The 24,095-nt window shown below is 67.3% G+C and carries 24 protein-coding genes; 10 read left to right on the top strand and 14 right to left on the bottom strand.

Annotated features, from left to right (window positions below):
* Window positions 1-3 precede the first annotated feature (3 nt).
* The 4 genes from FQU96_RS18475 to FQU96_RS18460 all read left to right on the top strand — a co-directional run bounded on the left by FQU96_RS18475 (window position 4) and on the right by FQU96_RS18460 (window position 4,594).
* A complete protein-coding gene (locus FQU96_RS18475; RefSeq protein ID WP_146542798.1) occupies window positions 4-1,056 on the top strand; it encodes a branched-chain amino acid ABC transporter permease in 1,053 nt (350 codons plus the stop codon).
* A 20-nt stretch (window positions 1,057-1,076) separates the two neighbouring features.
* Entirely contained in the window at window positions 1,077-2,300 is a 1,224-nt protein-coding gene (locus FQU96_RS18470) for an ABC transporter substrate-binding protein (protein WP_146542797.1), read from the top strand.
* Between the two features lie 125 nt (window positions 2,301-2,425).
* Window positions 2,426-3,217 (top strand): ABC transporter ATP-binding protein, encoded by a 792-nt coding sequence (locus tag FQU96_RS18465; RefSeq protein ID WP_146542796.1) that lies wholly within the window; start codon window positions 2,426-2,428, stop codon window positions 3,215-3,217.
* 156 nt (window positions 3,218-3,373) lie between these two features.
* Window positions 3,374-4,594, top strand: coding sequence for an ABC transporter substrate-binding protein (locus tag FQU96_RS18460; RefSeq protein ID WP_146542795.1), 1,221 nt, complete (start codon window positions 3,374-3,376; stop codon window positions 4,592-4,594).
* Between the two features lie 163 nt (window positions 4,595-4,757).
* On the opposite strand, the gene FQU96_RS18455 is transcribed toward FQU96_RS18460, so the two are convergent.
* Complete coding sequence (locus tag FQU96_RS18455) at window positions 4,758-5,540, bottom strand: enoyl-CoA hydratase/isomerase family protein (RefSeq protein WP_146542794.1); 783 nt, start codon at window positions 5,538-5,540, stop codon at window positions 4,758-4,760.
* Window positions 5,541-5,643: 103 nt separating this feature from the next.
* Between FQU96_RS18455 and FQU96_RS18450 the strand changes: the two genes are divergently transcribed.
* From FQU96_RS18450 to FQU96_RS18440, 3 genes are all read left to right on the top strand, one after another.
* Window positions 5,644-6,753 carry a CaiB/BaiF CoA-transferase family protein gene (locus tag FQU96_RS18450; protein ID WP_146542793.1) on the top strand — a complete coding sequence of 370 codons (1,110 nt, stop codon included), beginning with the start codon at window positions 5,644-5,646 and terminating at the stop codon, window positions 6,751-6,753.
* An 11-nt stretch (window positions 6,754-6,764) separates the two neighbouring features.
* The gene (locus tag FQU96_RS18445) at window positions 6,765-8,003 is read left to right on the top strand and encodes a thiolase family protein (protein ID WP_146542792.1); all 1,239 of its coding nucleotides are present in this window, start codon (window positions 6,765-6,767) and stop codon (window positions 8,001-8,003) included.
* A 137-nt stretch (window positions 8,004-8,140) separates the two neighbouring features.
* The gene (locus FQU96_RS18440; protein ID WP_146542791.1) at window positions 8,141-8,914 is read left to right on the top strand and encodes an SDR family NAD(P)-dependent oxidoreductase; all 774 of its coding nucleotides are present in this window, start codon (window positions 8,141-8,143) and stop codon (window positions 8,912-8,914) included.
* A gap of 48 nt (window positions 8,915-8,962) precedes the next feature.
* Here FQU96_RS18440 and FQU96_RS18435 read toward each other — a convergent pair whose 3' ends face one another.
* From FQU96_RS18435 to FQU96_RS18420, 4 genes are all read right to left on the bottom strand, one after another.
* Window positions 8,963-9,820 carry a CoA ester lyase gene (locus tag FQU96_RS18435; RefSeq protein WP_255468401.1) on the bottom strand — a complete coding sequence of 286 codons (858 nt, stop codon included), beginning with the start codon at window positions 9,818-9,820 and terminating at the stop codon, window positions 8,963-8,965.
* A gap of 81 nt (window positions 9,821-9,901) precedes the next feature.
* Window positions 9,902-10,351 carry a VOC family protein gene (locus FQU96_RS18430; protein WP_146542790.1) on the bottom strand — a complete coding sequence of 150 codons (450 nt, stop codon included), beginning with the start codon at window positions 10,349-10,351 and terminating at the stop codon, window positions 9,902-9,904.
* Entirely contained in the window at window positions 10,348-10,773 is a 426-nt protein-coding gene (locus FQU96_RS18425) for a GNAT family N-acetyltransferase (protein ID WP_146542789.1), read from the bottom strand. Before FQU96_RS18425 ends, FQU96_RS18430 begins: the two co-directional genes overlap by 4 nt.
* Before the next feature lie 3 nt (window positions 10,774-10,776).
* Window positions 10,777-11,748: a fatty acid desaturase family protein gene (locus FQU96_RS18420; protein WP_146542788.1), complete on the bottom strand. Its 972-nt coding sequence runs from the start codon at window positions 11,746-11,748 to the stop codon at window positions 10,777-10,779.
* A gap of 67 nt (window positions 11,749-11,815) precedes the next feature.
* Here FQU96_RS18420 and FQU96_RS18415 point away from each other — a divergent pair, with 67 nt between their 5' ends.
* Window positions 11,816-12,709, top strand: a complete 894-nt coding sequence (locus FQU96_RS18415; protein WP_146542787.1) for an alpha/beta fold hydrolase — start codon at window positions 11,816-11,818, stop codon at window positions 12,707-12,709.
* A 159-nt stretch (window positions 12,710-12,868) separates the two neighbouring features.
* On the opposite strand, the gene FQU96_RS18410 is transcribed toward FQU96_RS18415, so the two are convergent.
* The 7 genes from FQU96_RS18410 to FQU96_RS18380 all read right to left on the bottom strand — a co-directional run bounded on the left by FQU96_RS18410 (window position 12,869) and on the right by FQU96_RS18380 (window position 19,179).
* On the bottom strand, window positions 12,869-14,020 hold the full coding sequence (locus tag FQU96_RS18410; protein ID WP_146542786.1) for a M20 family metallopeptidase: 1,152 nt from the start codon (window positions 14,018-14,020) through the stop codon (window positions 12,869-12,871).
* Between the two features lie 65 nt (window positions 14,021-14,085).
* Window positions 14,086-14,955, bottom strand: a complete 870-nt coding sequence (locus FQU96_RS18405) for an IclR family transcriptional regulator (RefSeq protein ID WP_146542785.1) — start codon at window positions 14,953-14,955, stop codon at window positions 14,086-14,088.
* A complete protein-coding gene (locus FQU96_RS18400; RefSeq protein WP_146542784.1) occupies window positions 14,952-15,815 on the bottom strand; it encodes a VOC family protein in 864 nt (287 codons plus the stop codon). The genes FQU96_RS18405 and FQU96_RS18400 overlap by 4 nt, the downstream gene beginning before the upstream one ends.
* A gap of 2 nt (window positions 15,816-15,817) precedes the next feature.
* Window positions 15,818-16,543 (bottom strand): aspartate/glutamate racemase family protein, encoded by a 726-nt coding sequence (locus FQU96_RS18395; RefSeq protein WP_146542783.1) that lies wholly within the window; start codon window positions 16,541-16,543, stop codon window positions 15,818-15,820.
* Complete coding sequence (locus tag FQU96_RS18390) at window positions 16,540-17,430, bottom strand: ABC transporter permease (protein WP_146542782.1); 891 nt, start codon at window positions 17,428-17,430, stop codon at window positions 16,540-16,542. Before FQU96_RS18390 ends, FQU96_RS18395 begins: the two co-directional genes overlap by 4 nt.
* On the bottom strand, window positions 17,427-18,218 hold the full coding sequence (locus FQU96_RS18385) for an ABC transporter ATP-binding protein (RefSeq protein ID WP_146542781.1): 792 nt from the start codon (window positions 18,216-18,218) through the stop codon (window positions 17,427-17,429). The genes FQU96_RS18390 and FQU96_RS18385 overlap by 4 nt, the downstream gene beginning before the upstream one ends.
* A gap of 7 nt (window positions 18,219-18,225) precedes the next feature.
* A complete protein-coding gene (locus FQU96_RS18380) occupies window positions 18,226-19,179 on the bottom strand; it encodes an ABC transporter substrate-binding protein (protein ID WP_178130575.1) in 954 nt (317 codons plus the stop codon).
* Window positions 19,180-19,272: 93 nt separating this feature from the next.
* Here FQU96_RS18380 and FQU96_RS18375 point away from each other — a divergent pair, with 93 nt between their 5' ends.
* Complete coding sequence (locus FQU96_RS18375; protein ID WP_146542779.1) at window positions 19,273-20,280, top strand: zinc-binding dehydrogenase; 1,008 nt, start codon at window positions 19,273-19,275, stop codon at window positions 20,278-20,280.
* 4 nt (window positions 20,281-20,284) lie between these two features.
* Entirely contained in the window at window positions 20,285-22,099 is a 1,815-nt protein-coding gene (locus tag FQU96_RS18370; protein WP_146542778.1) for an AMP-binding protein, read from the top strand.
* Window positions 22,100-22,170: 71 nt separating this feature from the next.
* On the opposite strand, the gene FQU96_RS18365 is transcribed toward FQU96_RS18370, so the two are convergent.
* Together FQU96_RS18365 and FQU96_RS18360 are read right to left on the bottom strand one after the other, a co-directional pair.
* Window positions 22,171-23,088, bottom strand: a complete 918-nt coding sequence (locus FQU96_RS18365) for an SDR family NAD(P)-dependent oxidoreductase (RefSeq protein ID WP_146542777.1) — start codon at window positions 23,086-23,088, stop codon at window positions 22,171-22,173.
* 37 nt (window positions 23,089-23,125) lie between these two features.
* Entirely contained in the window at window positions 23,126-24,043 is a 918-nt protein-coding gene (locus FQU96_RS18360) for an SDR family NAD(P)-dependent oxidoreductase (RefSeq protein ID WP_146542776.1), read from the bottom strand.
* Between the last annotated feature and the right edge of the window lie 52 nt (window positions 24,044-24,095).

Below are 24,095 nucleotides of genomic sequence, written 5' to 3'. Positions count from 1 at the left end.
GGCATGGATCCCGCCGGCGTCTTCGCCACCAGCTTCGCCCGCGACCAGGCGCTGATCCGCACGCAGAAGCAGTGGATCGCGTTCGCGATCTTCATCGCCCTGCTGTTCCTGCTGCCCTATGTCGTCGGACCGCGGCTGGTCGCGATCTCCACCGCCATGCTGATCTCGGCCGTGGTCGTGATCGGCCTGCAGATCAACACCGGCTATGCCGGGCAGGTCAACCTGGGCCAGGCGGCGTTCATGGGCGTCGGCGCCTATGCCACCGGCGTGCTGGCCACCAAGGCTGGCCTGCCGTTCTGGCTCAGCATCCCGCTGGGCGGGGCGGCGGCGGCCGTGTTCGGGTTCGTCTTCGGCCTGTCGGCGGTGCGCATCAAGGGCTTCTATCTGGCGCTGACCACGATCGCGGCACAGGCCCTCTTCCATTTCCTGATCCTGAACCTGCCGTCGTCGTGGTTCGGCGCCTCCAACGGCTTGACGCTGGAACCGGCATCGCTGTTCGGCTTCGCCTTCGCCACCGACCGGTCGATCTACTATCTGTGCCTGGTCGTCGCCATCATCATGGCCTTCGGTGCCTACGGCATCGTGCGCAGCAACCACGGCCGCGCCTTCATTGCCGTGCGCGATGACGACGTCGCCTCGGGCATGATGGGCATCAACGTGGTGCGCACCAAGGCGACGGCGTTCCTGATCGGCGCCTTCTACGCCGGCATCGGCGGCGGCCTGTGGGCCTATTACGTGCGCTTCGTCGCCGTCGACCAGTTCACGCTGTTCCACTCGATCTGGTTCATCGCCATGATCATCGTCGGCGGCATGGGCTCGGTGACCGGCGCCCTGATCGGCGTGTTCATCATCACGGCGATCCGCGAGGGCTTCGTGACCCTGGGGCCCAGCCTGGTGCACCAGTTCCCGACCCTCGGCGGCGACGTCGTGTTCGCGACGATGAATGTGTTCCTGGGCGGCATCATCGCGGCCTTCCTGATCTTCGAGCCGCGCGGCCTGATGCACCGCTGGACCATCATGAAGCGATCCTATCGCCTCTGGCCTTTCCCTTACTGAAAATCGGAGAGAGTGTACGCATGTCCGTCTTCAAGTGTGCCCCGATTGCCGCGGCGGCGGTGGCGCTGGGTCTCCTGTCGGCCCCGGCCGGCGCCCAGACCACCTACAACATCGCCTCGATGGCCGATTTCACCGGCCCCTACGCCGACGTGATGAAGGACCTGCTGGGCTCGCGCCGCCCCACCATCGAGTGGTGGAATGCCGAGGTCGGCCAGAAGCTCGGCGTCAAGGTTGCCTTCAAGGACTACGATCACCGCTACGACGCCGCCCAGGTCGCAAGCCTGTGGCCCGGCATCAAGGCCGAGCTCAATCCCGTCGCCGTGCTGGGCCTGGGCGGCCCCGACGTCGCGGCGCTGCAGGGCCGCCTGCCCGGCGACAAGGTCCCGATGTTCATGGCGACCGCCGGCTACGGCTTCGCCTGGAAACCCGATCCCTGGATCTTCAACCAGCGGCCGACCTACTCGCACGAGGCCGTCGCCTTCTTCAACTGGTTCCGCGCCAAGCGCGGCGGCAGCGGACCGCTGAAGATCGCCATCATCTCCTCGGAAGCCTCGCCGGCCTACATCGACCAGCAGAAGGGCATCGAGAAGTACGCCAAGGAGAATCCCGACAAGCTCGAGGTGGTCGAGTCGGTGTTCACCGAGGTGCAACCCACCGATCTCACCACCCAGGTCAACCGCCTCGTGCGCAAGGGCGCCGAGGTGATCTCGATCCAGACCAACACCGCAGCCGTGGTCGCCGTCAAGCGGGCGCTGCAGGCACTGGGCAAGAACGTGCCGGTGCTGATGAGCTCGCACAACGGCGTGCTCGATTCGGGCCGCGCGCTGGGCGACATCAAGCAGATGGAAGGCGATTTCGAGGTCTACGCCATGTCGGTGCCGACCGACGAGAAGACCCCGGCGCGCGCCTTCTTCGACATGCTGGCCGCCAAGCACGGCATGAAGGCGCAGTGGACCGTGACGGCCGTGCAGGGCCTGGGCCAGACCGTGGTGGCGCTGCGCGCGATCGAGGCGACGGCCAAGCGCGTCGGTGCCGACAAGATCACCGGCGAGGCCATCCGCGAGACGGTGCTGGCCACGCCGATCCCGGCCGACCAGATGTTCACCATCCTGCCCGGCCTGACCTTCACCAAGGATGCACCGTTCCCGGTGTCGGGCCTCACGGTCAGCATCGGCACGATCAAGGACGGCAAATATGCCGCCGCGGCCAAGGACGTGCCGGTTCCGACCGTCAACAAGTGGTGAGCTGAAACTGCCTGGGAGCGCGGGCGTCCCGCCCGCTCATGTCAGGCGAAGCGTAGCATTCGCCGTGATGCGGGCCAGAGGCCCGCGCTCCCAGGCAAGATCATGAAGCCATCCCGGAGACCATCGTGCTCGAACTGACCAACGTCGAAGTGATCTACAGCGATGTGATCCTGGCCGTGAAGGGCATCTCGCTCAACGTGCCCGACGGCAAGTGCGTCACCCTGCTGGGCGGCAACGGCGCCGGCAAGTCGACCACGTTGAAGGCGATCTCCAACGTCGTGAAGACCGAGGACGGCCGTGTCACATCGGGCACGATCACCTTCGGCGGCAGGCGGATCGACAACGAGGATCCCGCTGCCGTGGTCAAGTGCGGCATCATCCACGTCATGGAAGGCCGCCGTGTGCTGCGCCACCTCACGGTCGAGCAGAATCTGGTGGTCGGCGGCCACATGGCGTCATCGCTGCGCGACGTGCGCGAGCGGTTGGACAACGTCTACAGCCGCATCGGCCGGCTGGCGGCGCTGAAGGACCGCACGTCGGGCTACCTCTCCGGCGGCGAGCAGCAGCTGCTGGTGATCGGCCGCGCCATGATGGCCAAGCCCAAGCTGATCATGATCGACGAACCGTCGCTGGGCCTGGCGCCGCTGATGGTCGACGAGGTCTTCGCCCTGCTGAGCAGCCTCAAGGCGTCGGGCGTGACCCTGCTGATCGTCGAGCAGAACACGCGCGTGGCGCTCGACATCGCCGACTACGGCTATGTCATGGAGAACGGCCGCATCGTGCTGGAGGGCGCCGCCGGCGACCTGCGCTCCAACGAGGACGTGCGCGAATTCTATCTCGGCCTCAACCTCGAGGGCGAGCGCAAGAGCTACCGCGACATCAAGCACTACCGCCGCCGCAAGCGCTGGCTGGGCTAGAACAAGGACGGAAGCGTCGCGCATGGGCTCTCCGTCATCCTGCGCTCGGGATGGCAGATCTCATAACCGACTATGGATTGCCTCTGCATCTCTGTGTTTGTCTTGTGAACGAACGGCGTAGCGTTCCCGCACAAACAAAGCGAATGGGAGGAAATCATGCGTATCGTGAGACGCGCCGCAATCGCCGCGGCGGTCGTGGCCGCGACTGCGTTGTCCCCGGCCAGCGCCCAGACCACCTACAACATGGCCTCGATGGCCGATTTCACCGGCCCCTACGCCGACGTGATGAAGGACATCATCGGCTCGCGCCGTCCCATCGTGGAATGGTGGAATGCCGAGGTCGGCCAGAAGCTCGGCGTCAAGCTGGCCTTCAAGGATTACGACCATCGTTACGACGCCGCCCAGGTCGCGAGCCTGTGGCCCGGCATCAAGGCCGAGCTCAATCCCGTGCTGGTGCTGGGGCTGGGTGGGCCGGACGTCGCGGCGCTGCAAGGCCGCCTGCCCGGCGACAAGACGCCGATGATCATGTCGACGGCAGGCTACGGCTTTGCCTGGAAGCCCGATCCCTGGATCTTCAACCCACGCCCGTCCTACTCCCACGAGGCCGTCGCCTTCTTCAACTGGTTCCGTGACAAACGCGGCGGCAGCGGACCGCTGAAGGTTGCCATCATCTCCTCGGAAGCCTCGCCCGCCTACATCGACCAGCAGAAGGGCATCGAGAAGTACGCCAAGGACCACCCCGATAAGCTCGAGGTGGTCGAGTCGGTGTTCACCGAGGTGCAACCCACCGACCTCACGACCCAGGTCAGCCGCGTCCTGCGCAAGGGCGCCGAGGTGATCTCGATCCAGACCAACACCGCCGCCGTGGTCGCCGCCAAGCGGGCCATGCAGGCGCTGGGCAAGAAAGTGCCCATCCTGATGAGCTCGCACAACGGCATGTTCGATTCGGGCCGCGCCGTGGGCGACATCAAGCAGATGGAAGGCGACTTCGAGGTCTACGCCATGTCGGTGCCAACCGACGAGAAGACGCCCGCCCGCACCTTCTTCGAGATGCTCAGCAGCAAGCACAATATGAAGGTGCAGTGGTCGGTGACGACCATTCAGGGCATGGGCCAGGTGCTGGTGGCGCTGCGCGCCGTCGAGGCGACGGCCAAGCGGGTCGGCGCCGGCAAGGTCACCGGCGAGGCCATCCGCGAGACGATGCTCACCATGCCGATCCCGTCCGAGCAGATCTTCGGCACCTTCTCGGACCTGACCTTCACCAAGGAGGCGCCGTTCCCGATTGCCGGCCTGTCGGCGGGCATCGGCACGATCAAGGACGGCAAGTACGTCGCCGCCGCCCGGAACGCACCGGTGCCGGTGCTGAACAAGTGGTGATGGCTGAATACCTTCCCCCGCTTGCGGGGGAAGGTGGCGCGCAGCGCCGGATGGGGGCTGTTGCACCATGGTCGGTGTGACATTTGAACATCCGATGTGTCCAAAGCACCCCCCCAATCCGCCCTTCGGGCACCTTCCCCCGCAAGCGGGGGAAGGTAGGGCGCTAACGTCCGATGAACTTCGGCTTGCGCTTTTCCTCGAACGCCGCCAGCCCTTCCTTCATGTCGTGGCTGTGGGCGTGGACTTCGCTGGCCAGGATCTCCAGCCGCAGCGCCGTGACACTGGGCTGCTGCAGGCCGTCGTCGACCAGCGCCTTCATGCGCTGCAGCACCAGCGGGCTCTTGGGCGCCAGCTTGGCGACCAGGCGTTCGACCGCCGGCACCAGATCGGCATCGTCGACCACCTCGTTGACCAGGCCGGCCGCCACCAGATCGGCGGCCGGTACGAACTCGCCGGTATAGAGCAGGTACTTGGCGCGGGTCGGGCCGATCTTGCGCGGCAGGCGCACCGAACTGCCGCCGCCGGGCAGCAGGCCGTAGTTGGCGTGCGCGTCGCCGATCTTGGCCGAGCGGGCGGCGATCACCAGGTCGCAGCACAGCACCAGTTCCAGCCCGCCGGCCAGCGCCATGCCGTTCAGCGCCGCCACCACCGGCCGCGGGCAGGTCTCCAGCCGCTCCATCATGGCAAGGACGCTGTTGAGGAAACCGCCCACTGCCCCCTCGCCGCCGACCTGGCCGCGCACGAATTTCAGGTCGGCGCCGGCGCAGAAGGCACGGCCGGTGCCGGTCAGCACCACGGCCTTCACCGTGTTGTCGGCGGCGGCGCGCTCCAGGGCCGCGTTGATGCCGGTCACCACCTCGGGGGTGATGGCGTTCAGGGCATCGGGGCGGTTGAGTGTGATCCACATCGCCCCGCCGCGGACTTCAGACAGAACGGCTCCCGCCATCGTGCGTTCTCCTTGGTTCCACAAGATTTGACTTTTGAGTAAACTGATTGTTCTATGAGTCATATCCTAGACTGTCTGGAAAGTCGTGCAAGGAGTATCGGGGATGAGCCTGTCCCTCGACGGCATCAGGATCGTCAGTCTCGCGGAGCAGTATCCTGGCCCCTACGCCACGTTGCTGCTGGCCGACCTCGGTGCCGACGTGATCCTGGTCGAGCGGCCGGGCGGCGGCGATCCGGCGCGGCAGTTTCCCGCCTTTCACGCAGCACTGAACCGCAACAAGCGCTCGGTGGCCCTGGACCTGAAGACCGATGCCGGCCGGCAGGCCCTGCGCGACCTTGTGAATAGCGCCGACGTGCTGATGGAGGGCTTTCGTCCCGGCACCATGGATCGCCTCGGCTTCGGCTACGAGGCGACGGCGGCGCTGAACCCGCGGCTGGTCTATGTCTCGATCTCGGGCTTCGGGCAGACCGGCCCCTATCGTGACCGGCCGGCGCACGACATCTCCTACCAGGCCGTTGCCGGCTTCCTGTTCCGCCAAGCCGAGACCAGCACGACGACGCATCCGGGCGATGTCGCCGTCGGCGATCTGTCGTCCGGCATGTTCGCGGCGCTGGGGACCCTGGCCGCCCTGTTCGAGCGCACCCGCACCGGTCGCGGCAAGCATGTCGACGTCTCGATGACCGACGGGCTGGTCTCCTGGATGTCGGTGATGATCGGACCGGTGCTGAACGGCGCGCCGATCGCCGACATCGGTGCCGAGCCGGCCTACGGTCTGTTCCGCTGCGCCGACGGCAAGCTGCTATCGCTCTCGATCGCGCATGAGGACTGGTTCTGGCGGCCGTTCTGCGCGCTGGTCGGCATGGACGACGTCGCAGCGTTGACGCGACACGAGCGGGTCGCGCAGACGGCAACGCTATCCCGGCGCATCGCCGGCATCATGGCGACGCGCGATCGCGACGCCTGGGGCGCCGGGCTCGACGCAGCCGGCATTCCATGGGGGCCGGTGAACACGCTGGCCGAGACCGCGGCCGATCCGCATTTCCGCGAGCGCGGCATGTTCCACAACGTTGCGGGTAGCGGCGCCGCGCCGCGCTGGCATGTCGCCCAGCCGCTGGTGTTCTCCGGCGAGCGTCCCGGCCCGCGCCGCGACGTGCCGGGGTTGGGCGAGCACACCGAGGAAATCCTGACATCCCGCGCCGGGACGAAGGGCTGAGGGAGGATATGATGGAAGACATCTACGTGGTCGGCGTCGGCATGACGCCGTTCGGTCGCATGCTCGACAGCGACATGAAGACCCTGTCGAAGAACGCCGTCGATGCGGCACTGACCGATGCCGGCGTCGACAGGTCGGCGGTCGAGGCCGCCTTCTTCGGCAATGCCTCGCAGGGCCACATGGAGCGCCAGCACATGATCCGCGGCGAAATCGCGCTGCGCTCGATGGGCATCGGCGGCATCCCGGTGGTGAACGTCGAGAACGCCTGCGCCAGCGGTTCCACGGCCTTCAGCCTCGCCGTCACCTTCCTCAAGGCCGGTGAAGGCGACGTGGCCCTGGCGCTCGGCGCCGAGAAGATGTTCTCCACCGACCGCAAGCTGATGTTCGCATCCTTCGACAGCGCCTGGGACGTGAGCCGCGAGGGCGAGATCCGCGAACGCCTGCTGAAGCTCGGCGAAGGTGTCGACGTGCCGGCCGGCACCACGTCGGACAAGCCCTACAGCGTGTTCATGGACGTCTACGCCGCCTTTTCGCGCCAGCACATGAAGCGTTTCGGCACCACCCAGCGCCAGCTCGCCGCCGTCGCGGCCAAGAACCACCGGCACTCGGTCGAGAATCCGCTGTCGCAGTTCCGCGACGCCTACAGCGTCGAGGATGTTCTCAAGGCGCCGCCGATCACCTACCCGCTGACCCTGCCGATGTGCTCGCCGATCTCCGATGGCGCCGCGGCCGCCGTCGTCGCCACCCGGAGCGGGCTGAAGAAGCTCGGCATCGACGAGCGCCGCGCCATTCGCGTCATGGCCTGCGTCGTGCAGACCGGCAGCGACCGCGATCCGTCGGAGGTCGAGAAGCACTGCACGGCGCGCGCCGCCCGGCGCGCCTACGACAAGGCCGGCGTGGGACCCACCGACATCTCGGTCGCCGAGGTGCACGACGCCACCGCCATGGGCGAGGTCATCCAGATCGAGAATCTCGGTTTCTGCGCCTTCGGCGACGGCGGCGCGATTTCCGAGCGTGGCGAGACGACGATCGGCGGTCGCATCCCGGTGAACCCCTCCGGCGGCCTCGAATCGAAGGGCCATCCCGTCGGCGCCACGGGCATCGGCCAGATCCACGAGCTGGTGACGCAGCTGCGCGGCGAAGCCGGCGCGCGCCAGGTCGAGGGTGCGCGCATCGCGCTGGCCGAGAACGGCGGCGGCCTGCACGGCATCGAGGAAGCCGTGGCGTGCGTCACCATTCTGGGCCGGTGACCTTCTCTGTCGTTCCGAGCGTATCCCTGTCATCCCGAGCGTAGCGAGGGATCTCCTGTGAGTGGCGCACCATAGCTCACGCGCAGGAGATCCCTCGCTGCCGCTCGGGATGACGTTGTCTGATTGAGAGGGCTTCAATGCAGCTGAAAGACAAGGTCGCGGTCGTCACGGGCGCCGCTTCGGGACTGGGTTTCGGATCGTGCCGGGCATTGGCCGACGCCGGGGCCCGGATTGTCGGCTTCGACCGCGATGCGGCGCGCCTGGCGGACCTGCGCAAGGCGCTGGGCGAGCGCGCGGTGACCTGCGTTGTCGACGTTGCCGACGAGGCGAGCGTGAAGGCCGGTATCGAGCAGGCACTCGCCGCCTTCGGCGCCGTGCATGTCGCGGTCAACTGCGCCGGCGTCCCCGATTCGGCAAAGACCGTGTCCAAGGGCGAGCCCTTCCCAATGGCGATCTGGAACAAGGTCATCGGCGTCAATCTGACCGGCACCTTCAACGTCATCCGCTTCGCGGCGCTGGCGATGCTGGCCAATGCGCCCGACGACGAGACCGGCGAGCGCGGCGTGATCATCAACACCTCGTCGGGCGCCGCCTGGCAGGGTCAGGTCGGCCAGGCCGCCTATGCCGCCAGCAAGGCCGGCGTAATGGGATTGACCCTGCCGGTAGCGCGCGATCTGGCCGAGCACGGCATCCGCGTGGTGTCGATCGCACCCGGGCTGTTCGACACGGCAATGGTGGCCGGCCTGCCGCCCAAGGTCTCGCAGTCCATCGTCGACCGCATGATCCTCTATCCCAACCGCATGGGCCGGCCCGACGAGTTCGCGGCGCTGGTACGGCACATCGCCGAGAACACCTACCTCAACGCGACGACCATCAGCGTCGACGCCGGCGCCCGCATGCAGGCGCGGTAGCTTTAGCCGGGAGCGCGCCACTCCAGTGGCGCGCTCCCGGCAAGAGACTCAGCTCCCCAGCAGGCGTTGCGCCAGACGAAGGTGCGGCTTGTCGAGCATCTTGCCATTCATCTGCGTGACGCCGCTGTTGCCCGACGCCGCGAACGCAGCCACGACCTTGCGCGCCCAGTCGAGTTCGGCGTCCGAGGGGCTGAAGACGCGGTTGATGATGTCGACCTGGCTGGGATGGATGGCGGCCTTGGCGAGAAAGCCCATGCGCTTGGCCGTGACACACTCGGCCTCGAACCCCTGGGCATCGCGGAAATCGGGATAGACGGTGTCCAGCGGCGTGACGCCGGCGGCGCTGGCGGCCAGCAGGCAGACGGCGCGCGCGTAGCGGAATGTATCGTCCAGTGAGCCATCGGGCCCATACTTGGCCGTGGCGCCGACATCGGCCGACAGGTCCTCGCCGCCCCAGGTCAGCGCCATCAGGCGCAGATGCGACACGCGCGCCGACGATGCCGCGAGCACGGCCGACGCCGTCTCGGTGACCAGCGCCAGGATCTTCGTGCCGCCGGCCGCAATGCCCTCGCGCGCCTCCATCACCTCCAGCATCGTTCCCAGCCGATCGAGCTCGCCCTGCCCTTCGCATTTGGGCAGCAGGATCGCGTCCGGCGCCGCCTGCATCACCACCGCGAGGTCGCCCGCCGTGAGTCCGGTCGCGAAGCTGTTGACCCGTACGACCTTGAAATGTGCGGCCGCGCCGTGCGCTTTGAGGTGATCGCGCACGATGCCGCGCGCCGCCTCCTTCTTGTCCGGCCCGACCGCATCCTCCAGGTCGTAGATCAGCGCGTCGGCCGGCGACTGCGTCGACCGGTCAAGCTTGCGGTGATCGTCGCCGGGTACGAAGAGATACGAACGGATCATGGGTCGAGAGTCCTGATGATGAGAAGAGTGCGACTGTAGCGCGGCGATATCGTCGACCCAAGCCTGTACCGCGGCGCCGCCTCAGCCTGCGGCCAGGGGACGTTCGCCGATCTTCTCCGCGACCATGATCAGGTAGCCGTCGGGATCCTGCACGAAGAACTCGCGCTGCCCGCTCTCGCAATCGCCGGTGCGGCGCCAGACCTCTCCTGGCTGCTGGTAGAGCGGCCACGCGCGGTCGGCGATCGCAGCAAGCGGTGCCTCGATACTGGCCAGGTAGATCTGGAACATCACGCCCTGACCGAGGGGATAGGTCATCGGACCCGTCTCGAACCGGCCGTGGCGCTGACACAGCATGATCTGGTGGCCTTCGGGATGCTCGAGATACGCGAAGCGCTCCGCCGAGCGCTGATAGGCGATCGCGAAACCGAGTATGCCGCACCAGAACGACAGGCTCGCGTCGAGGTCAGCGACATGCAGTTCGGAAACCATGTTCGCCCACCCCGATCGGGGCGGCGCGCCGGATCCGTTCATCGCAATGCCTTGCGAAAGAGGCACACGCCGGGTTGCGACAGTCCCACCGCGGTCCAGCCGCCCGTCGCGTAAAAGCGTTCCGCCCGCGAACCCACATCCGTCATCAGGTGCGCCTCGGTCCAGCCCGCGCGTTTGAGATCTTCCAGCGCGCAGGGAAGAAGGTGACGTGCGATGCCACGCCCCTCCTCGGCCGGGTCGACGAACAACGCCCAGATGGTGCCATCGCCAGGGTCGGCCGCGCAGAAGCCCAAAACGCGGCCATCTTCTTCCCAAACCCAGATGGCAGAGCGGTCAATGAATGTCTGATAGGCCGTCGTCGGCACCTTGGACGGGTCGGACAGGACGTTCTCCCGGACAGCCGCCCGGATACGGGCCAACGCCGGGATGTCGCTCGTCCGCGCCTTGCGGATCGCGTGATGCATGACTCAGATGTGCTGGGTGCCGCGCGGGCGCGCGGCATCACGCGGACCGTCGATCAGCTTGGACGTGGCGCGACGCAGCACGTCGTGATAGCCGCGGCGCAACTCCATCTGCGGACCGTAACCCTTGGCCAGCAGCAGGCGATGGGCAGCGGGCAGGCGCCAGCACGGCACGAACAGAAACATGTGGTGCTCGAGGTGGTAGTTCACCCAGTAGGGCGCCACGAACAGCCGCTCGATCGGGTTGGCGTAGGTCGTGCGCGTGTTGCGCAGCGGATCGTCGTTGTCGGGCACGACGGCGTGCTCGGCGATGTTACGGATGCGACTCACCAGCTGGTACCAGGTCGCCAGCGGCAGCAGCCACAGCGCCGGATAGAGCCACCAGTAGCCGACGAGCGCCAGGCCGGCGAACAGCACGGCATTGGTGATGAAGAAATCGCGCTCGCCGCGCAGGAGGCCGGCAAGCCGGACCACGAGCGGCTGGGTCCGCGGTCCCAACGCCCGGCGGATCTGCTCGCCGCGACGCTGGTAGGCGGTCTGCCCGAGCAGGTCGCGCACGACCTTGCGGCGCAGGCTGGCGCGCGTGATGGGAAACGGCGCCGACAGGCCAAGGTCGGGATCGTCGTCCTGCTGGGTGCGGCGGTGATGCGTCAAATGATAGGGCCGGTAGAGCGCCATGCTGGCGCCGACCGGCGCGCCGCACAGCCAGACACCGGCCCAATCGTTGAGTCGACGACTGTCGAACAGCAGTCCGTGGGCCGCATCATGCATCAGGATCGCAATGCCCAGCTGGCGCGTGCCGATCACCATCACCGCCAGCACGAACGTCAGCGGGTTGGGCCACCAGACGAACAGCGCCATGGCGCCGAAGATCAGTCCCCAGGCGTGCAGAACAAGCAAAGCGCCCACGAGATCCGATTTGCGGCGCAGGACGCGGATCTCGTCAGCAGTCAGGTAGTCGGTCGGTTTGGCGAGCATGGCCCTCCTAGCGTGGGCGCACGGCTGAAGCCTGTCAACGCGCCCGGCGCAGCGCTATGCTGCACGCATGATCCAACGCACCATCCGTACCGATGTCCTGGACATCGCCTACGAAGAACACGGCCCGCCCGACGGCGCCCCGGTGATTCTGCTGCACGGCTTTCCCTATGACGTGCATGCCTACGACGACATCGCACCGCCGCTGGCCGCCGACGGACGGCGCGTGCTGATACCCTCGTTGCGCGGCTATGGCGCCACGCGGTTCCTGTCCGCCGATACGCCACGGTCGGGCCAGCAGGCGGCGCTGGGCCACGACCTGTTGCGCTTCATGGATGCACTCGACATCAAGAGCGCGGTGCTGGCGGGCTACGACTGGGGCGGCCGCGCCGCCTGCATCGTGGCGGCGCTATGGCCCGAGCGCGCGCAGGGCCTGCTGAGCTGCACCGGCTACAACATCCAGAATATCGCGGCCTCGGCCGCGCCGGCACCAGCCGAGCAGGAGCACCGGTACTGGTACCAGTACTATTTCCACACCGAGCGTGGCCGCGCCGGCCTGACAAAGAACCGGCGCGACGTGTGCCGGCTGTTGTGGCGCCTGTGGTCACCGGAATGGCGCTTCGACGAGGCGACGTTCGAGAAGAGCGCCGCGTCGTTCGACAATCCCGATTTCGTCGATGTGGTGATCCAGTCCTACCGCCACCGCTACGGCTACGCGCCGGGTGATCCGGCGCTGGAGGACATCGAGGCCCAATTGGCGCGACAGCCGAAGATCGGCGTGCCGACCATCGTGCTGCACGGCGGCCACGACGGCGTCGGACCGGCCGAGCAGTCGGAGCACCACAACAAGCACTTCACCGGCCCGTATCAGCGCCGCGTCCTGCCGCGCATCGGCCACAACGTGCCGCAGGAAGCACCGGCGGCGTTCGTGGTGTCGCTGCGCGAGTTGCTGGGCGGGGAGTGATGTCTTCACCTCTCCCGCAAGCGGGAGAGGTCGGCGGGCGCGAAAGCGCCCGACGGGTGAGGGCTTCCACACGAGGCACCGCCTGCTTGGCCCCTCACCTTCCCATCGTGCTGCGCACGATGGGCCCCTTCCTCTCCCGCTTGGCGGGAGAGGAGATCCTCACTCCAGCGTTTCCAGCAGGCGGGCGCAGAGGTAGGTGCGGGGCATCAGCGAGGAGTAGTAGATCTGCTCGTAGGCCGCATGGGCGCCCTTGCCGTCGGCACCCAGGCCGTCGAGCGTGGGAATGCCGAGCGCGGCGGTGAAATTGCCGTCGCTGCCGCCGCCGGTCAGCGGCACATCCTTCAGGTCCTTGCCGATCTCGCGATAGATCGCCTGCGCCTTCTCGAACAGAGCGCTGATGCCGGCATCCTTGCGATACGGTGGCCGGTTCATGCCGCCCTCGACCGCAACCTCGACGTCCTCGCCGATCGGCTTCAGGCCCAGGATGGTCGCCGTCATCTCGTCGGCCAGGGCGGCGTCGGGCACGCGCAGATCGATCTCGGCAGTGGCTTCGGCCGGCACGACGTTCACACCGGTGCCGCCCTGCACCAACCCGACATTGACGGTGATGCCGCGACCATAGTCCGTCATCGCCTCGATACGCACGATCTGGCGCGCCATCTCGAGAACGGCGCTACGGCCATCCTCGTGCTTGGCGCCGGCATGTGCCGCCTTGCCCTTGACCGTCAGCACGAAGCGGCCGACGCCCTTGCGCGATGTCACGACGCGATCGCCGTCACGGCCCGGCTCCATCACCAGGCAGTATTTGTGGCCCTTGGCGGCCTGCTCGATGCGATCGCGCGACGTCGGGCTGCCGACCTCCTCTTCCGGAATGAACAGGAACGTCACCGGCAGCTTGCTCTTCTTGCCCTGCCGGATCAGGTGGCGCAGCGCGTAATAGGCGATGTAGCCGCCGGCCTTCATGTCGTAGATGCCGGGGCCGAAGACGCTGTCGCCCTCGCGACGGATCTTCAGCTCGCGGCCGATAGTGCCGATCGGATGCACCGTGTCGAGATGCGCCAGCACCAGGATGCCCGGTCCCTCGCCGCCCCACGGCGTGCGGCATTCCAGGATATCGCCGAAGCCGTCGCGACCGGGCGTGCGGTCGACCTTCAGACCGAGATCGCGGAACTGACCTTCGACCTTGCTGACCACACCATTCACCGCCGTCGCATCATGCGTCGGGCTTTCGATCGTCACCCACTCCAGGATGCCGTCGAGCACTTCATCGGCATCGATCTTGGGTTCGTTCTTCAAGGGCGCGGTCGACATGTGATCCTCAAGCGGGCGTTCCCGGGAGGTGAAGCAGTACGACCCGCCTGCTGAGGCGTCAAATGCTAGCGGCGCTTGGCTGCCGGTTGCGGTTTGCGCGGTTCACTCTCGTAACCGAGTTGCCGCGAGACACTGGCGGCGGCTTCGACCAGGGCCTGCACCGAGGCATCGCGGTCCGGCCCCGCGATGCCCACGACAGCCACCAGCTCACCCTGGGAATCGAAGATCGGCGCGCCGGCACCGCGCACGTCCTTGACGAAGTGGCCTTTCAGCCAGGCAAATCCCTTGGCGCGCACGTCGGCCCGCACCTCTTCGATGGCCTTGCGGGTCTGCGGCGAGGCCAGCGCCTCGACCCCCAGCTCGCGGCCAAGCTGTGCCCGGGTGTTCTCGGGCGGCAGATAGGTGAGGAACACGCGCCCGGTCGCCGATGTGAACAGCGGAAAGATGGTGCCCAAACCCAGGGACGTCACGCCGATGCCGCCGCCGCGGAACCAGCGCACGATGGTCGGTCCCTGATCGCCCCACACCGCCAAGGTGCCACCTTCGTGGATATTGGCGGCCAGCTCCTTGAGCGCCACGGCGGCGAGGTCGACGGCATCGACGCGGCCCAACGCCGCCAGCCCGACGCGCAAGGCGCGCGGCCCCAGGTCGTAGCGGCCGGACTCGGCATCCTGAACCGCGATGCCATAGCGCGTGAGGCTGACGAGGTAGCGCCGCGCCTGGCTGAGCGACAGGCCGGTGCCGCGGGCGACATCGCCCAGCGTCAGCGGTCCCTCGGCGTCGACCAGTACGTCGAGCACGGAGAAGCCGGTTTCGACGGACTGGATTCCCTGAATGTCCTTGGCCGGTTCCAGCGCAACGACGGCGCCCCGTCGACGCTTGTCACGCGATGCTGCCGTATCCTTGCCGCTCCCCCCGTCTGCCCCTGCCGTCACGACGTTCCTGCTTCAAAGACGATGAGATTGCCCAACCCGACATCGGGTCCGACACACACCGCCGCACCGAGGGAGCGTTGTTCCACGTGTCCCTGGGCAAGACAAGCCGTCAGCCGCTCCAGCGACGCCACCTCGATCACATAGCCGATGTAGCGTGCCCCCTGGTCCGGCGCCGACACGTCGAGGCCATAGCGCTCGCGCAGCGCCGCCGGGGTCATCAGGACCAGATCGACCGCACCCGGCGAGACGCGCACGACGTCCGGTCCACCGATCGGCGGACGCCCGAAAACGCTGGCGAAAGTTGCGACGATGCGCTGCGGCTCGGCGGCAACCGCCAGGACCGAGCGCAAGCACCGTGCGCTGTTGGCATGCTCCATCCAGTCGGGGCGCAGGTAGAGCTCGACGTTGAAGTAGCGGCAGCAGTTGAAGACCAATGGGGCGTCGACCGGCAGCAGCACATCGAACTCGGGAAAGACTGACTCGTCCGGCCCGATCGGCCATTCGCGCTTCACATGGACCGGCGGATCGGCGTTGAAACCCTGGGCCACGAAGGCGGCCTGCGCCGCATGTGCGTCGGCAGCCGACAGCACCATCGACTTGATGCCCTCGCCGCCCGACAGTGTCTGCGCCATCACCGACGGCAGCCGGGCCCGGTCATGCGCCGCCATCAGTTCGATGTAGTTGCCGGCGCCCGGCACGCCCGGATGCATCAGCACGAGGTGGTTCGAGATCCCCATGCCCTCGATGCGACTGATCGGCGACAGGGTGAAACCCATGCGCCGGAACAACGTGGCGGCGTGATCCAGGTCGCGCACATAGGTCAGCAGGTGATCAATTTCGATAACCGGTTGGGTCTGCATGTTCAGGAACTCACGATCAGACGACAGATCTCATCAACATGGAGCGCCACGCAATCGAGCAGCGGCACGGGTGCGGTGGCCAGCGGCAACAGCAAGGGCAGTTCCGTACACGCCAGCACGACCGCCTCGGCGCCCCGGTCCACCAGCGCACGGACAGCGCCATCGAGTTGGGCGCGTCCGTCGGCCGTGACGTCACCGACCGTCAGCGCGCCCTGGATCAGCGTGTCGAGCGCTGCCTGCGCATCCCCGTCGAGCCGCAAGAGGGTCCGGCCGTTGCGGGCGAGATGGTGATCGGCGAAGCCGGTGGCGCAGGTCGTCGCTGTCCCAAGGATGCCGGCGCAGGTCACGCCGAGGCTATCGAGCTCACGCGCCGCACCGGCAAGCACATGCGGCACGGGACACCCGGCGGCCGTCAAGACCGGCTCGTGAAAACGGTGCGCCGTCACCGCGGTGAGCACGACCAGATCGCAGCCGCCCGCGACCAGTCCGCGCGCCGCCTGCACGAGCTGCGCCTCGACCTCGTCCCACCGTCCGGCGGACGCCGGCCCGATCAGGTCGGCATAGTCCATGTTCCAGACCATGCCGCGAAAACTGCGATGCGGCCCCAGCCGCTCTTCCACGGCCTGGTTGAGGCGCCGGTAGTAGAGTTCGGTCGATCGCCAGCTCATGCCGCCGATCAGGCCGGGGCGACGCTGCTGTCGCGGCGCCGATGTTGCTGTGTTCGTCATGTCCCGACAATCGACCGGGACCGGCCGGTGATCAATGGCACGGCGAGAGTCACCAGGACGAAGGCACCCGTCAGGAACTTCAGGTCAGACGGATTGAGCCCGGTCGCCAGGCCCAGCGACACGAGCTGGTAGTAGATCACCGAGCCGACGACGGGGGCCACGAGCTGCCGCCCGATGGTGGCGCGGCCGATGATCGCTTCGCCGATGATGAGGGCGGCCAGCCCGTTGACCAGGACGCCGAACCCCATCGTGACGTCGGCGTAGCCCTGGGTCTGCACCACCAGCGCACCGCCGAGTGCGGCGAGCGCATTGGCCAGGCCGAAGCCCGCCACCACATATCGTCGCCGGCTGATGCCCAGGGCCGGCGCCAACCGCGCATTCGCCCCGACGCAACGCAACGTGAGGCCGACTTCCGTGCGGTAGAACGCGATCAGTCCAAGGAGCGTCGCACAGACAAGCACGCCCAACAGCGCCATCTGCAGGCGGATGTCGAGCAGGATCGCCGGCGACAGCCAGTCGAACAACGACAGCTCGGCCGGCACGGCCTTGTTGGGCATTGCCATGACTCGCAGGTCGACGCTCCACGCCATGGTGGCCACGAGGATGCCCGCCAACAGCGACGGCACCTGGAAGTACAGATGGATCAGCGCCGTCACCATGCCGGCCGCGGCGCCAGCCAGGACGGCGATGCCGGTGCCGCTCCATGGATCGACGCCTGCCGTCAGCAGCGCCGCCGCGATGCACCCGCCCAGCGGCAGGCTGCCCTCGACCGTCAGATCCGGCAGCGCCAGGGTCCGGAAGGGAATCATGATCGCCAGGGCAACGAAGGCGTAGATCAGGCTCTGCACCAGCGTCACGGGTATCAGATTGATGAAGGTGTCGATCATGCGCCCCCCGCCTGCCGCAGAACGATGCGGTCGTCCCGGATGCGGAACCGCTCGATGAGATCGCTCACGCCCAGTCCGGCTTTCTCGGTGCTGCCGAGATCGGCCACGATACGGCCGGCGTCCATCATGACGATGCGCGACGCGTAGCGCAGCGCATGCTCCATGTTGTGCGTGACCATCAGCGTCGTCAGTTTCGCCTTCGCCACGATCCCGACGGTTGCTTCCATCACCAGCTCAGACGTCCGCGGATCGAGCGCCGCGGTGTGCTCGTCGAGCAGCAGCAGCTTGGGTGGCGTCAACGTCGCCATGGCCAGGGCCAGAGCCTGGCGCTGGCCACCCGACAACGTGCTGACGACAACCCCCAGCCGTTCCTCCAGTCCCAGGCGCAGACCGCTCAGCGCCTCGCGAAACCGCGTTCGCCGCGCCGTCGTCAGTGCCGGTTTCAGCCCGCGACCCTGCGCCCGCATCAGGGCCAGAGTCAGGTTCTCCTCCACCGTCAGCGCGGCGGCGGTGCCCAGCATCGGATCCTGGAAGATGCGTGCCACCCAGGCCGCGCGCGCGTGCTCGGGCGTGCGCGTGACGTCGGCGCCGTCGATGGCGATCGTCCCCTCGTCACAGGCGTAAGCACCGGCCAGCAGGTTCAGCAGCGTGCTCTTGCCGGCACCATTGCCACCGATCACAGCCACGAACTCGCCCGCCGCCACAGCCAGATCGATGCCGGCAATGGCGGTCAGCTCCGTCGCGGCGCCGCGGTTGAAGATCTTGCGCAGCCGAGAAGCGGTGATCATGACGACGTCAGTTGACCACGCAGTTGCAGGCGGCCAGCGCCGGCGGCAGCGTCAGGCCCAGCGCGTCGAGCTTGCGGCTGCTGATGATCGGCTTGTGTTCGGCGGCATTGGCGCGATAGGGCGCAATGCTGGCGGCGTCGGCGCCTCTCAGAATGCGGCCGGCAATCCTGCCTGCCGCCAGGCCGGACTGGCCGAACGATACGGCGAAGGCTGCCAGCGCGTAGTGCTGCTGCACGGCCTGCGGGATGGACGTGATCACCGGCAGGCGGGCGCGATCGGCGGTCGCGGCGATCGCCGCCATGCCCTGCTGGATGCGCCCGGACGCCACGGTGAACAGCGCATCGACGCGACCGACGGCCGATTGCACCCGCTGCGGCAATTCGTTGGGATTGTCGACGCCAATGGCGGTGATCGTGATGCCGGCCTTGGCCGCTGCCGCTTGAAGACCGTCGAGTGCCGCCTTCGAACTGTCATCGCCGGTATCAAACAGCACACCCAGGCGGCGCACGCCTGGCAGCAGTGTCTTGAAGAAGTCCAGCACCGCCGGATAGTCGAGCGCCACCGACGATGCTGTCATCAGCTTGTCGCCGGCCGACCATGACGGCACCAGCTTGGCGTGCACCGGATCGGCAATCGGAAAGGCGACAACGGGAAACGTGCGGGCGCGCAGCTGCTGGCGCGCGGCCGCCGATACCGGCGTCGCCACCGTCGCCATCAGGTCGGGCTGCGCGCCGGACAGCCGCGTCAGCATCTGCGGGATGAGCGCCGCGTCGAAGTTCACGTTGGTCTCGTCGAAGACGACAGCGGCGCCGCTGAAGCCCTCCTCCGACAGGCCTTTCTTGAAGCCTTCGATCGATTCGTTGAGCGTCGGATGCGGTCCCCATCCCGCGATCGCGACGCGCTTGGCTTGCGCCAGCGCCGCTGGCGCCAACGCAAGCGAAACGACAAGTACGGCGGCCATGGCCCTGATCATCCGTTCCCCCGTCAATCGAGTGTCTTGCATAATCTGCAAGCAAACTCCATTATATGCAAGACCCCTGGACGGAGAATGCGGATGAAGGCTGTCTACTTCGACACGCACGGTGATCTGTCGGTGCTGCGTTACGGTGACGTGCCGACGCCCGAACCTGCCGCCGGCTGGGTGCGCATCAAGGTTGCAGCCTGCGGTCTGAACTATCTCGACATCTTTTCGCGGCGTGGCATGCCGGGCATCAAGGTCGAACTGCCCGGCATCACCGGCGGCGACTGCGCCGGCGTGATCGACAAGCTGGGCCAGGGCGTCGAGGACTGGCAGGTCGGCGATCGGGTTTTGCCGATACCGCACCATGTCGACTGGACGGGTGGCCGGTTCGAGCTGCTGGGCGAGACGCGACGCGGCGCCCTGGCGCAATACTGCACGGTGCGCGCCAGCCAGCTGATGCGCATTCCCGACAACGTCAGCGACGAGAAGGCGGCGGCATTGCCCTGCGCTTACGGCACCGCGCATCGCATGCTCCATACGCGTGGCCAGATCCGGGCCGGCGAGTCGGTGCTGGTGCTGGGTGCCTCAGGCGGCGTCGGCACGGCATGCGTGCTGCTGGCCAAGCGCGCCGGCTGCACCGTCATCGCCGCTGCCGGCAGCGACGAGAAGTGCGCCAAACTTACCGCACTGGGCGCCGATGCCACGATCAACTACGCGACGACCGCGATCGACAGCTACATCCGCGACAAGACCGGCTCGCTGCTGCGCGGCGGTGGCGTCGACGTCGTGATCAATTTCACGGCGGGCGACACCTGGACGCCCTCGATCCGTTGCGTCAAGCGCTTCGGGCGCCTGCTCTGCTGCGGCGGCACCGGCGGCTATGCGGCGCCGACCGATATTCCCTACCTCTTCACGTCGGAGATGAGCATCATCGGATCAACCGGCTGGACGCGCGAGGATCAGCAGGCCTGCCTCGATCTGGTTGCAGGCGGCGACTTCGATCCGCCGATCGATCGCATCGTTCCGCTGTCGGACGGCATCGCCGCGGTCCGCGCCCTTGAGGAGCGCCAAGTCTTCGGCAAGGTTATCGTGAAACCGTGACTTGATGGCCGAGATGAGCGCCATGCCGCCCTTCCGGAATGCCGCGGACATCGCAGCCTTCGCCGCCACGTCCTTGGACGCGCGGCTCGCCGGGCGTGATCTCGTTGCCCTGTTCGCGCAGACCGCAGCCGTCGAACCGACAGCGCCGGCCGTAGACTATCTGCCGCGAGGCATGGCGGGCGACGACGCCGTGCGCTTTTCGCGCCAGGCACTCAGCGACGGTGCGACCGCCATTGCCGCGCAACTGCGGCAGCACGGCATCGGCCCTGGTGACGTCGTCGCATCGCTGCTGCCGAACGGGCCCGGCACCGTGGCAGCGATGATCGCCACCCTGTCGACGGCCATCCTGGCGCCGGTCAATATCTACCTCGACGTCTCACAGATCGGCGTGCTGCTCATCGAAAGCCGCGCGCGACTGGTGCTGCTGCCGCGCGACCCGCCGGCCGCCATCGCCGCGACGCTCGATGCCGTGCGCAGCCGCCTGCCGGCGGAGACGATCTGTCTCGACATCGACACCGCATCGCTGCCCGTGCCCGATCCCGCCGCAGTGCCGCTGGCCGGACGGGCGCGCAGCGATCGCGTCGCCCTCTTCCACACCGGCGGAACGACCGGCCTGCCGAAGTTCGTACCGTTGACGGCCTTCAATCTTGCCGCCGGTGCCCTGATCTCGCGGTTTGCCTATGGCTATAGCGATGGCGATCGCGTCATCTGCGGCATGCCGATGTTTCATGTCGGCGGACTGCTCGCCTGCACGCTCTATCCGCTGGCATCGGGCGCCACCGTCGTCATGCTGGGGCCACTGGGTTATCGGGGCGAGGGCATCGTCGGCACGTTGAAGCAGACGATCGCGGCGTGCGCAGCGACCGTGCTGGTCGGACCACCGACCGTGATGGCGCAACTGGCCACCGATCCACCTGGCCGCGGCACGCTGCGGTTGATCGTCAACGGCGCCGCCGCCCTGCCCCGCGCCCTGGGCACGCGCCTGAGCGATGCGGCTGGTGTGCCCGTGGTCGAGCCCTGGGGACTGACGGAAGCAACGCTGGCGGTGACCAGCGGGCCGCGCGACGGCGCCGGCAAGCGTGGATCGGTCGGCCTGCCGCTGCCTTACTGCGCCGTGAAGGCCGTGCGCACGGATGCAAGCGGCGGCGCATCGGGCGACTGCGACACCGACGAGATCGGTGTGCTGGCCATCCGCGGTCCGATGGTGTTCGAGGGCTATCTCGACCGGCCGTCGGCGCAGCAGCCGTTCTTCCCCGACGGCTGGCTCGACACCGGCGATCTCGGTCGCGTTGATGCCGACGGCTTCGTCTGGGTCACCGGCCGGGCCAAGGAGCTGATCAAGCGCGGCGGCCATGGCATCGATCCCGGCATGATCGAGGACGCGTTGATGGCGCACGACGCGGTGGCGCTGGCGGCAGCCATCGGCCGGCCCGACGCCTACGCCGGCGAGATCCCGGTCGCCTACGTGCAGTGCCATCCCGGCGCCGCTGTCACCGCGGCTGACCTGCTGGCCTTCGCCCAGGCCCGCATTCCCGAACGCGCCGCCGTGCCCAAGGACATCATGGTGCTGGCGAGACTGCCGGTCACGCCGGTCGGCAAGGTGCACAAGCAGGCGCTCAAGCTCGACCTGACGCACCGCGTCGCCGAGGCCCACGCCCGTGACGTCGTCGGCCCCGACGCCGCATTGCAGGTCGACGTCACGCCGCATCCGCTGCATGGCCTGCACGTCCGCCTGCGGGTGCCGGGCAAGAAAAAAGCGGCGGTGCGCCAAGCACTCGCCGCCTTCACCTTCCACGCCGAAGTGGAAGCGATCGACTGACCGTCATCCCGAGCGAAGCGGGGGATCTGGGGCAAATCCTGGATGCCTCGCTGCGCTCGACATGACAGACCTCAGATCGGATCCCAGGTGAAGTACTCCGGCGAGCGATCGAGGCTGATGAAGTGCGGCTTCATCGCCGGAATCGCCGTCTCGGCGATGCTCTGCGGTGTCCAACCCTCGGACATGTGCACGGAGCGCACCGGCCGGTTGGCGTTGAACAGCATGATCTCGTTCATGCGCACGCCGAAGATCTGCGACGTCACGCCTTCGGCTGCGTCCGACAGCAGGAACGCTGCCATCGGCGCAATCTTGGCCGGCGTCATCCGCTTGGAGCGCTCCACGCGGGCCTTCTGCTGCGGCGTGTCGGCGGGAATGGTGCCGATCATGCGGGTCCAGGCGAACGGCGAGATGCAGTTGGAGCGCACGTTGAACGCCTTCATGTCGAGCGCGATCGATCGCGACAGCCCGATGATCCCCATCTTGGCCGCCGAGTAGTTGGCTTGGCCGAAATTGCCGACCAGGCCCGACGTCGACGTGAAGTGCACGAAGGCGCCCGACTTCTGCTCCTTGAAGTAATTCGCCGCGGCGCGCGAGGTGTTGAAGGCACCGTTGAGGTGCACGTCGATCACCTGCTTCCAGTCGAGATGGCTCATGCGGTGGAAGATGCGGTCGCGCAGGATGCCGGCGTTGTTGATAACGCCGTCGATCCGGCCGAAATTCTCGACCGCCTGCTTGATCATCGCTTCGGCCGCCGCCGGATCGGAGACACTGCCGTAGTTCGGGATGCCGATGCCGCCCGCGGCCTTGATCTCCTCACAGACCTTCGCTGCCGGCGTCTGGCTGCCCTCGCCTTCACCGTCGACGGCACCGCCGAGGTCATTGACAACGACCTTGGCGCCCTCCTTGGCGCACAGGATCGCCATCTCGCGGCCGATGCCGCCGCCGGCGCCCGTCACCAGCACCACTTTGTCCTTCAGGATGCCTGCCATGCGATCCTCCTGTCTGCCGTAATAGCCGGGAATGGTATCAGACCGGATCCCAGCTGAAATACTCACCCGAGCGATTGAGGTCGATGAAGTGCGGCTTCATCGCCGGCATTGCCGTCTCGGCGATGCTCTGTGGCGTCCAGCCCTCGGACATATGCACCGAGCGCACCGGCCGGTTGGCGCTGAACAGCATGATCTCGTTCATGCGCACGCCGAAGATCTGCGAGGTCACGCCATCGGCCGCGTCCGACAGCAGGTAGGCCGCCAGCGGCGCGATCTTGGCCGGCGTCATCCGCTTGATCTTGTCGAGGCGCGCGACCTGCTCGGGCGTATCCGAGGGGATCGTCCCGATCATGCGCGTCCAGGCGAACGGCGAGATGCAGTTGGAGCGCACGTTGAACGCCTTCATGTCGAGCGCGATCGACCGCGACAGGCCGATGATGCCCATCTTGGCCGCCGCGTAGTTGGCCTGCCCGAAGTTGCCGACCAGTCCCGACGTCGACGTGAAGTGCACGAAGGCACCCGACTTCTGTTCCTTGAAGTAGTTCGCCGCGGCACGCGAGGTGTTGAAAGCGCCGTGCAGATGCACGTCGATCACCTGCTTCCAGTCGAGGTGGCTCATGCGATGGAAAATGCGGTCGCGCAGGATGCCGGCGTTGTTGATGACGCCGTCGATCTTGCCGAAATTCTCGACCGCCTGCTTGATCATCGCCTCGGCCGCCGCCGGATCGGAGACGCTGCCGTAGTTGGGGACGGCCACGCCGCCTGCGGCCTTGATCTCATCGCAGACCTTTGCCGCCGGAGTCTGGCTCCCCGTGCCCTCGCCGTCGACCGCACCACCGAGGTCGTTGACCACGACCTTGGCGCCTTCCTCGGCGCACAGGAGTGCCATCTCACGGCCGATACCGCCGCCGGCGCCGGTCACCAGCACCACCTTGTCCTTCAGCATACCCGCCATATCAGTCCTCCCTGCGGCAAGCGGTGGATGTCCATGGCGTTCTAGCCCAAGG

Origin of the sequence: Reyranella sp. CPCC 100927 (assembly GCF_007859315.1) — a bacterium.
Classification (GTDB): Bacteria; Pseudomonadota; Alphaproteobacteria; order Reyranellales; family Reyranellaceae; genus Vineibacter.
This window is presented reverse-complemented; position numbering and strand designations above follow the sequence as displayed.